This window comes from Gluconobacter sp. ESL1110, assembly GCF_058107395.1.
Genome location: NZ_JBYLUK010000010.1, coordinates 165,837 through 174,488 on the forward strand (window position 1 = coordinate 165,837; position 8,652 = coordinate 174,488).

6 protein-coding genes are annotated in these 8,652 nt (G+C 55.2%); 3 read left to right on the top strand and 3 right to left on the bottom strand.

Annotation, left to right across the window (positions count from 1 at the left end):
• Positions 1-35: 35 nt before the first annotated feature.
• On the bottom strand, positions 36-1,238 hold the full coding sequence (locus tag AC3B6F_RS13115) for an MFS transporter (RefSeq protein WP_489824689.1): 1,203 nt from the start codon (positions 1,236-1,238) through the stop codon (positions 36-38).
• A 328-nt stretch (positions 1,239-1,566) separates the two neighbouring features.
• Between AC3B6F_RS13115 and sodC the strand changes: the two genes are divergently transcribed.
• The gene (gene sodC, locus AC3B6F_RS13120; protein ID WP_489824690.1) at positions 1,567-2,094 is read left to right on the top strand and encodes a superoxide dismutase[Cu-Zn]; all 528 of its coding nucleotides are present in this window, start codon (positions 1,567-1,569) and stop codon (positions 2,092-2,094) included.
• Positions 2,095-3,305: 1,211 nt separating this feature from the next.
• Here sodC and AC3B6F_RS13125 read toward each other — a convergent pair.
• Complete coding sequence (locus AC3B6F_RS13125; protein ID WP_489824692.1) at positions 3,306-4,238, bottom strand: LysR family transcriptional regulator; 933 nt, start codon at positions 4,236-4,238, stop codon at positions 3,306-3,308.
• A 105-nt stretch (positions 4,239-4,343) separates the two neighbouring features.
• Between AC3B6F_RS13125 and AC3B6F_RS13130 the strand changes: the two genes are divergently transcribed.
• Together AC3B6F_RS13130 and acnA are read left to right on the top strand one after the other, a co-directional pair.
• Complete coding sequence (locus AC3B6F_RS13130; protein WP_489824693.1) at positions 4,344-5,366, top strand: isocitrate/isopropylmalate dehydrogenase family protein; 1,023 nt, start codon at positions 4,344-4,346, stop codon at positions 5,364-5,366.
• 34 nt (positions 5,367-5,400) lie between these two features.
• Entirely contained in the window at positions 5,401-8,091 is a 2,691-nt protein-coding gene (acnA, locus tag AC3B6F_RS13135; protein ID WP_489824694.1) for an aconitate hydratase AcnA, read from the top strand.
• A 62-nt stretch (positions 8,092-8,153) separates the two neighbouring features.
• Here acnA and AC3B6F_RS13140 read toward each other — a convergent pair whose 3' ends face one another.
• The gene (locus tag AC3B6F_RS13140; protein WP_489824696.1) at positions 8,154-8,489 is read right to left on the bottom strand and encodes a YegP family protein; all 336 of its coding nucleotides are present in this window, start codon (positions 8,487-8,489) and stop codon (positions 8,154-8,156) included.
• Positions 8,490-8,652: the final 163 nt, after the last annotated feature.

An 8,652-nucleotide genomic window follows, 5' to 3' on the forward strand; every position in this document is an offset into this window, starting at 1 on the left:
AGCGGGAGACTGAACCATATCTCCCGTTCTATTTTTCAGGCAGATGCTTCGTCTTCGTGCGGTTGCAGAATACGAGGAAAAGCATCGGGGCTGAACAGGGCCAGCAGGATTGCGGCCAGTGCCATGACTACAGCCAGAGGCGTCAGGATATTAAAGCCACTCCATGTCAAAATCTGTCCTCCCAAGGCAGATCCAAGAAGGATACCAAGATTACTGGCCCCATTGATGGCAGCGCCCGCAACATCGGGGCGCGTTGCCCGTGCACGGATTGCTCCTGACATAATGAAAGGAATGATGGCCGAATATCCCGTGCACCATAGTCCGACCGAAGCAACAGCCTCCCATCCGGTTATAATATGTCCGGACATCAGTCCCATACCCACCAGCATGGCGAGACCACCACCGAGAAGCCCAGCAGCTGGCCAACGATCCACAATCTGACCAGCCGCCCACAATCCGGAAATACTCACCACTCCTGTCAGAAGCAGCGCCACGCTAAGGGCAGATTTTGGCAAGCCATGCAGAAGTAGAAGCGGTGCAACATAAGTATAGAGCAGATTGTGTGCCACAAAGAACAGAGCATCAATTGCAACGACAACCAGAAAGACCCTCATCGCCTTGCGAGACCCGATAGAGGGGAGTTGTGCACTGCCCGTTCCCATAGGAGCCACAGGGGGCAGGAAAAACGCGATACAAACCGTCAGCAACACGGCAAGCCCCGTCATGACGAACATCGCAATCCGCCAGCTTGCAAAATGTCCGATAGCCGCAGCCCCCGGGACGCCAAGAATGGCTCCAAGAGATGTCCCTCCATACACGAAAGAAATTGCCCGACCGGTCATGTTCGCAGGAACAAGCCGAGCAGCGTAGGCTGAAACAATCGACATCAGCAGCGCATGGGCAATACCACCAACGGCTCTTCCAGCACATAAAATCAAAAATGTTGGCGCAAGGGCGACAATCAGATTGGACAGGACATACCCTCCCAGAGACAGGAGCATCAGCTTCTTGCGATCAACCGCAACCGTCAGAATGGTCAGAGGTACAGCCCCAAGTGCCACCATCAGAGCAAAAGCACTGACAGCCAGGCCCGCCTGTCCTTCAGCAATATGAAAAGCCTGCGCCATATCGATCAGCAGACCCACAGGTGCAACTTCACTGGTCAAGGCAGTAAATGTGCATGCGAAGAGTGCGCACAGACCAATAATGGTCTGCATGGGCAGAGTTTTGAAAAGCATAATTTCCCTGGTCAATGTGATGACGCGATCACGCGGGATGAAACCGCCTTCTGCCACGCTTCCGGCAGGAAGAAAACGAAAGAAACAGAACCGTAACCCGTTTTCGTTCTGTCATCTTCCGATCATTGAAATCCTGCCCCCGAACCGAGTGTTCCGCACGTCGAAAGCCTTGTGACAACGCGCTGGGAAAGAACGGATATCGCATTCCTGAATGCTCGCGAAGAAGAGAAGAGCGTTCCCGTAAAGGTTGTTGATATTCATTCTGGTTTGCGACACCTTCAAAGCCAGACAGGATTCTATTTGCTCATAATCAGGAAAGAATTTTTCAATGAACCCACTGAAATCAGCACTTCTGGCCATCACTCTGATCGCCGTACCCTCCATGGCATTCGCGGCCGAAACCGCCACGGCGAACCTGATTGATGCCAGCGGAAAACCAGCAGGCACCATTCAGGTGACAGAAGCCCCCAAAGGCGTTCTACTGCATATCGAAGCCAAAGGCCTCACCCCAGGGTGGCATGGCATTCACTTCCACGAAAAAGGCGACTGCGGCATTCCCAAGTTCACCAGTGCCGGCGCGCATCTCCATACGACAAAATCCGTTGTTCATGGTGTTCTCAACGTCGACGCCAACGATTCCGGGGATCTGACTAACATCCATGCAGCAGCCGACGGCACGGCTTCAGCAGAGATCTATTCGACTTTTGTATCCCTTAAAGGGGCTTCCGGTCGTCCAGCTCTCCTGGATGCTGACGGAAGCTCCATCGTCATTCATGCACAGGCTGATGACTACAAGACTCAACCGATTGGCGGCTCCGGCGCCCGCACGCTCTGCGGTGTTCTGAAACAGGACTGATCTTTCACAAATCATGCTTCCGTAACATCTGCAGCTTTAGCTCTGGCCCCTCTCCCCAGCAGAGAGGCCAGAGTTGGACAAGAACCTCGTCATGGGCGCTGGACGTCTCCCGAATCATGACCAAGTCTTCTTTGGATAATTTTAGAAAAATCCCTTCTCCTTCGCACATGCAGACCCCATTCAGAGAGAACGAAGTATAATCTCAGCTTTTGAACTGTCTTTATCGTTGACTAGGGAATACCGACCTTGCCGCCGGGCCTGCATAAACCGAGCCGAGAACCATCGTAAGTACGCAACATCACAATGAACGACGACAGTATTCATGCAAAGACTTCCCCAGACTCTGCATCAGTCTACGTACTTCAGGAACATTACGAAGATCACAATGGATGACAATCCAGAATGGAAGGGTCGCGGGCTCTCGTCAATCGTTCGAGGGCAGCTGCCTGATCGATCATGGCGGCGGCAATCAGCATGGGCGTCTGAGCGCTACAGGTCGGGATAAGCCCAGATTTTGAGCGTGAAAAAAGCGACTGACCGATCGCAGCTTCTCATTGAGCAATTTGACGGCTGATCGTGGGGTGGGTTGCCCCCTGCATACGTGAGCCCCCAAACAGAGATCCCGTGCGACAAGCCGCAGCAAAGCTGTGCCAGAGATGCCAATCAATCTGATCCATACGGAAATGTATAGTTAATCTACTATAATCGATCATATCCTACGGGTAACGCAAAACATTATTTCTTTATTAATGTGGAACTCAAAATCATATGTCATTGTTATACTCGACTGCGAAGACAAAGGAAAAATCAAAAAATAGTTTTTATCCCCAAAATTATTATCCCGACCCTTACCAACAGTTACAATTGATTGGTCTATTTTGAGGAATGCATCGATTATTCACTGGAATACATGATTTTGAAATCATCAGAACCAGCCACGGAATTTTTTCGTCAGAGCGAAATACTTTCCTGGATACTCCTCTGGCTCTACGACACCGAAACAATTCCGCCAGATTTCGAAAAAATGAATACTGCCATCGAAAATCGTGCCGAAGCATTATAACAAAGCGCTAATATCCGGTCCTGATACCAAAATATAGCAAGAACCGTACCCGTGAAGATTGATTGATTTCTTCCGTTTCTCCCCCAGGACATCGACGAAAGAATCTGACGTTCATCCGTGCATTAACCCGGGAGACGCAGACCCTTCGTTAGGACGCGGCTTTAGAAACCCCAAACTGGCGCGTCCGCATCTGACGCGCCTGATGAATGAAATACAGCTTGGCGCCTGTCATCCGCACAGACCGATACACAAGATAGACAGGTGCCGTCAGAGCTGTCCGCGATGAGAGGGGAATGTAAGTAATCTGCCCTGCATGATGCTGCTGCATTGAATGGGGCACGACAGAAATCCCCAGTCCTCCGGCTACAAGACTGAGCGCCGCCATAAGCTGAGGGCCCTTCTGCCGGATGTTGGGCATGAAACCTGCACCCAGACAGGCATCCACGATCGTTTTGTAGAGACCGTTGTTATACTGGCTCTGATAGAGGATGAAGTCTTCGTTCTCGAGATCCGCCAATTTCAAACCTTCCGCTGGCGGGTTCAACGCAAGCGGGTGTGCACGAGGAACCGCCACCACCATCGGCTCTTCCAGAATCAGTTCCACCATCACATCCGATACATCCGGGATGGAGGCACGCACGAACGCCACATCCACAAGATCATCTCGCAAAGCCCCGAGAAGCTGACTGGAATTACCCTCTGTCAGACTCAGCGTCACATCCGGCCAGCTTTCCCGAAAATGCCCCAGAACAGCAGGCAGACTGGGATGACACATGGCCGAATTGGTAAAACCCACAGACAGTTCGCCACTTTCGCCCCGTACGACCCGACGAACATCTTCAACTGTCTCGTCCACCCGGTCGAGAATGTCATATGCCCCCTTGAGCATACTCCGCCCGGCAGCCGTCAGACGCATGCCTTTGGCATGGCGCTCAAAAAGTTGAACACCCATCGCTTCTTCGCAGGACCGTAACATCCGCGTCAGGGGAGGCTGCTGAATCCCGAGCCGTTCTGCCGCCCGTGTAAGATTCCCTTCCTCGGCGATGGCCACGACGGCGCGAAAATGACGTAACTCAACCATGCGATACCTTTAAGGTATGATGAAACCTGCAACGAAATATTGGACCTAGCAGTTTTCGCCTCTAAAGTCCGCACGCCTTCTAAGCATGGACAGACAGGATACGCCATGACCGACAAGATTCCCGCTACGCTCATCGCCGGTGACGGTATCGGACCTGAGATCATGGCCTCCGTAACGACTGTTCTGGATGCACTCGGCGCCCCCTTCGTCTGGGATCATCAGAATGCAGGAATGGGCGCTCTGGAAAATCAGGGCAGCGCCCTTCCGGATGCGACGCTCGACAGTATTGCCCGCACCGGGCTGGTCCTGAAAGGCCCGCTGACAACGCCGGTCGGCAAGGGCTTCCGGTCCATCAATGTGACGCTGCGCCAGCAGTTCGATCTGTACGCCAATGTCCGCCCAACACAGACGATCGTTCCAGGTGGCCGTTACAGCAATGTCGATCTGGTCGTGATCCGCGAGAACGTCGAGGGTCTCTATGCCGCCATGGAACACTACATGCGCGTTGGCGACGATCCGGAAGCCGTGGCCTATGGCGCAGGCTTCAACACACGTGCGGAATGTAATCGTATCGTAAGGTTCGCTTTCGAATACGCTGTGAAGAATGGTCGCAAGAAGGTAACATTGGTTCACAAGGCCAATATTCTCAAGATCCTCAGCGGCATCTTCCTGCACGAAGGCCGCCGCGTAGCTGCCGAATATGAAGGCCGTATCGAACTTGAAGAGCGTATTGTCGACGCCTGCGCAATGGAACTCGTCATCAAGCCAGAAAACTACGATGTTATCGTCACGACCAACCTCTTTGGTGATATCCTCTCCGATCTGACAGCCGGCCTCGTGGGCGGTCTGGGCATGGCTCCGGGAGCCAATATCGGGGAGAAGATGGCCGTGTTCGAAGCCGTGCACGGATCGGCCCCGGATATTGCTGGTAAGGGCGTTGCCAACCCACTGGCCCTCATGATGGCCGCCAGCATGATGCTGGCCCATGTGGGCCGTCAGGACCTCTCTGCCCGTCTTGATGGCGGCATGAAGCAGATCCTGACGACAGATGGTATCCGCACCCGCGATCTGGGCGGTACTGCCACGACCGAAGACGTTACGCAGGCTCTCCTGCGCGCCATTCACTGAACAGACGACACGACCAGCAGGGAACACAGACATCATGAAACAGGTTGGACGCGATCTTCTGGGCAGCCAGCGCGACCTGTCCGTTGACGGACAGACCTATCGCTATTTCTCCCTTCCCGTGGCCGCGGAAAAGATCGGGGACATTTCCCGTCTTCCCGTCAGCCTCAAGGTTCTGCTTGAGAACGTCCTGCGCTTTACAGACGGTACAAGCTACAAGGTGGAAGATGCACAGGCCATCGCAGACTGGCTGCGTTATGCCGGCTCCACGCAGGAAGTGCCGTTCAAGCCGTCCCGCATTCTGATGCAGGATTTCACGGGTGTTCCAGCTGTTGTCGATCTGGCCGCCATGCGCGACGGTATCCTGTCGCTCAACGGCGATCCGCGAAAGGTCAATCCGCTCGTCCCTGTGGATCTCGTGATTGACCATTCCGTTATGGTCGATGTCGCAGGCCGGGCAGATGCGCTTCAGCAAAACGTATCGCTGGAATTCGAGCGAAATGGCGAGCGTTATGCGTTTCTACGCTGGGGGCAGCAGGCGTTCGACCAGTTCCGCGTTGTGCCGCCAGGTGCGGGCATCTGCCATCAGGTCAATCTGGAATACCTGTCCCAGGTTGTCTGGACCAGCACGATCGACGGCGTAACCTACGCTTATCCCGATACGCTGTATGGCACGGATTCCCATACCACCATGGTCAATGGTCTGGGCGTTCTGGGCTGGGGCGTCGGCGGTATCGAAGCTGAAGCCGCAATGCTCGGCCAGCCGATTTCCATGCTCATTCCGGACGTTGTCGGTTTCCGCTTGGACGGCAAACTTCCAGAAGGCACAACGGCCACAGACCTTGTCCTGACCATCACGCAAATGCTCCGTGCCAAGGGCGTTGTCGGGAAATTTGTCGAGTTCTATGGTCCTGCGCTCGACCACCTGCCCGTTGCAGACCGCGCAACCATCGCCAATATGGCCCCGGAATACGGCGCAACCTGTGGCTTCTTCCCTGTCGATGCGCTGGCACTGGATTACCTGCGCCAGACCGGCCGTGATGAACACCGTATTGCTCTTGTCGAAGCTTATCTGCGGGCACAGGGCATGTTCCGCGACGCATCTACGCCAGAACCGGTCTTCTCTTCCACGCTGTCGCTGGATCTCAGCACCGTCACGCCATCTCTTGCAGGCCCGAAGCGCCCGCAGGACCGCGTGGAACTGCGCTCGGCCTCCGAGGCTTTCGAGAAAGCCCTGACAGAAACGCTCGGCGTCAAACCGGAAAACACCATCGTCACCGCTCCGGTCGCGGGAACGGATTACGCCCTAGAGCATGGATCGGTCGTCATCGCGGCCATCACATCCTGCACCAACACGTCCAATCCCGCTGTTCTCGTGGCCGCTGGTCTGGTCGCCCGGAAAGCGCGTGCACTTGGCCTCAAGCCCAAACCCTGGGTCAAAACCTCCCTCGCTCCCGGCTCTCAGGTCGTGACGGATTATCTGGATCGCGCGGGTCTGTCCGCTGACCTTGATGCACTCGGTTTCGAGACCGTAGGCTATGGCTGCACGACCTGCATCGGCAATTCCGGCCCGCTGGACCAGCCGCTGGTGGATGCAATTGAAGGCCACAATCTGGTTGCAACGTCCGTTCTCTCGGGCAATCGCAACTTCGAAGGCCGCATCTCACCCAACGTCCGCGCGAACTACCTCGCCAGCCCTCCGCTTGTGGTCGCTTATGCTCTGCTGGGCACCATGCGTCAGGACATCACAACGGCGGTTCTCGGACATGCACCTGATGGAACGTCCGTACATCTGAAGGATATCTGGCCATCCAATCACGAAGTCGCGGAACTGGTCGGAACGGCAGTCACGCGCGAAGCCTTTGTGGATCGCTACAGCCGCATCACCGAGGGCACGCCGGAATGGCAGGCGCTCGGATCAGCCAGCGAGTCCGCAACCTTCAAGTGGCAGCCCGGTTCGACCTATGTGCAGGACCCGCCCTATTTCACGGACCTTAAGGCCGATCCCCAGAACCCGACGGATATTTCCGGTGCCCGCGTTCTGGCTCTGCTGGGTGACAACATCACCACGGACCATATCTCCCCGGCTGGCTCCATCGCTGCGTCTTCCCCGGCTGGTGAGTATCTTCTGGAGCATCAGGTTTCGGTCAGGGACTTCAACTCTTATGGCTCCCGCCGCGGCAATGATCGTGTGATGGTTCGAGGCACATTCGCCAACATCCGTATCCGCAACGAGATGGCCCCCGGGACCGAGGGCGGCATGACACGCCATCAGCCCGATGGCACCCTGATGTCCATCTACGATGCCGCGACCCGTTATGCTGAAGAAGGCACACCACTCGTCGTCTTTGGTGGCAAAGAATACGGCATGGGCTCTTCCCGTGACTGGGCCGCCAAGGGCACACGCCTGCTCGGCGTTAAAGCCGTGATTGCAGAAAGTTTTGAGCGTATCCACCGCTCAAACCTCGTCGGCATGGGTGTTTTACCCCTGACGTTTGAGGACGGCACAACCCGTAAAACCTTGGGACTGGATGGCACGGAGACGATCAGTATCGCCGGTATCAGCGACCTGACGCCTCACAAGACGCTGATCATGACCATTACCCGTCAGGATGGCAACCAGCAGCAGGTTCCTCTGCTCTGCCGTGTCGATACCGTGGACGAAGCGGATTACTACCGCCACGGTGGTATCCTGCCTTATGTTCTGCGCGGCATGGCAGTAGCCTGATGGCAAAAGCCCCTCGGAACACTCATCCGAGGGGCTTTTTATATTGAAACCTACTTTACTCGTCAGTGGGTCAGATCAACCGTTGGGGCGACCGGGGCGTTCTTTGTAACGGACTGGACCCCAGCCTCTCTGGCGCTCTCACTGCCATAAAGCTGACTATTCCCGATAATTTGCCCGTTCGAAGCTTTCAGATTGAAGAAGGGCTTCCCGCTTGAAGCCGTTTTGCGCTCATAGAAACGGTCTTCAGCCGCATGTTTCTGTACGGAAGCAATGCCGTTCAGAGCACTGGCTTTCTGGACGTACCCCTCGCCTGAGAGAATAATTTCGCCATTGGCTGCTTTCAGGCGAAAACGGTATTCGCCAGCCGTATCCTTATACAGCTCAAATTTTGCACTCATGATCAGGCTCCTTCTGAACAACAGGCATTCTCGAGAGGCAGCTTCCCCCTGTTGCCGAAAACTGCCCTCTCACTTTGCCCGAAGCCACGCAGGAGATCGAGCCCTCTCAGGCTCGTCGTGCCAAAGCCAGTTTCAGGCTGAACATCAGAAAAACGCCACCTGT

Coding starts and splice junctions, on each gene's coding strand:
- acnA (WP_489824694.1), top strand. CDS start 5,401: ATGAAACAGGTTGGACGCGATCTTCTGGGCAGCCAGCGCGACCTGTCC.
- AC3B6F_RS13140 (WP_489824696.1), bottom strand. CDS start 8,489: ATGAGTGCAAAATTTGAGCTGTATAAGGATACGGCTGGCGAATACCGT.
- AC3B6F_RS13125 (WP_489824692.1), bottom strand. CDS start 4,238: ATGGTTGAGTTACGTCATTTTCGCGCCGTCGTGGCCATCGCCGAGGAA.
- sodC (WP_489824690.1), top strand. CDS start 1,567: ATGAACCCACTGAAATCAGCACTTCTGGCCATCACTCTGATCGCCGTA.
- AC3B6F_RS13130 (WP_489824693.1), top strand. CDS start 4,344: ATGACCGACAAGATTCCCGCTACGCTCATCGCCGGTGACGGTATCGGA.
- AC3B6F_RS13115 (WP_489824689.1), bottom strand. CDS start 1,238: ATGCTTTTCAAAACTCTGCCCATGCAGACCATTATTGGTCTGTGCGCA.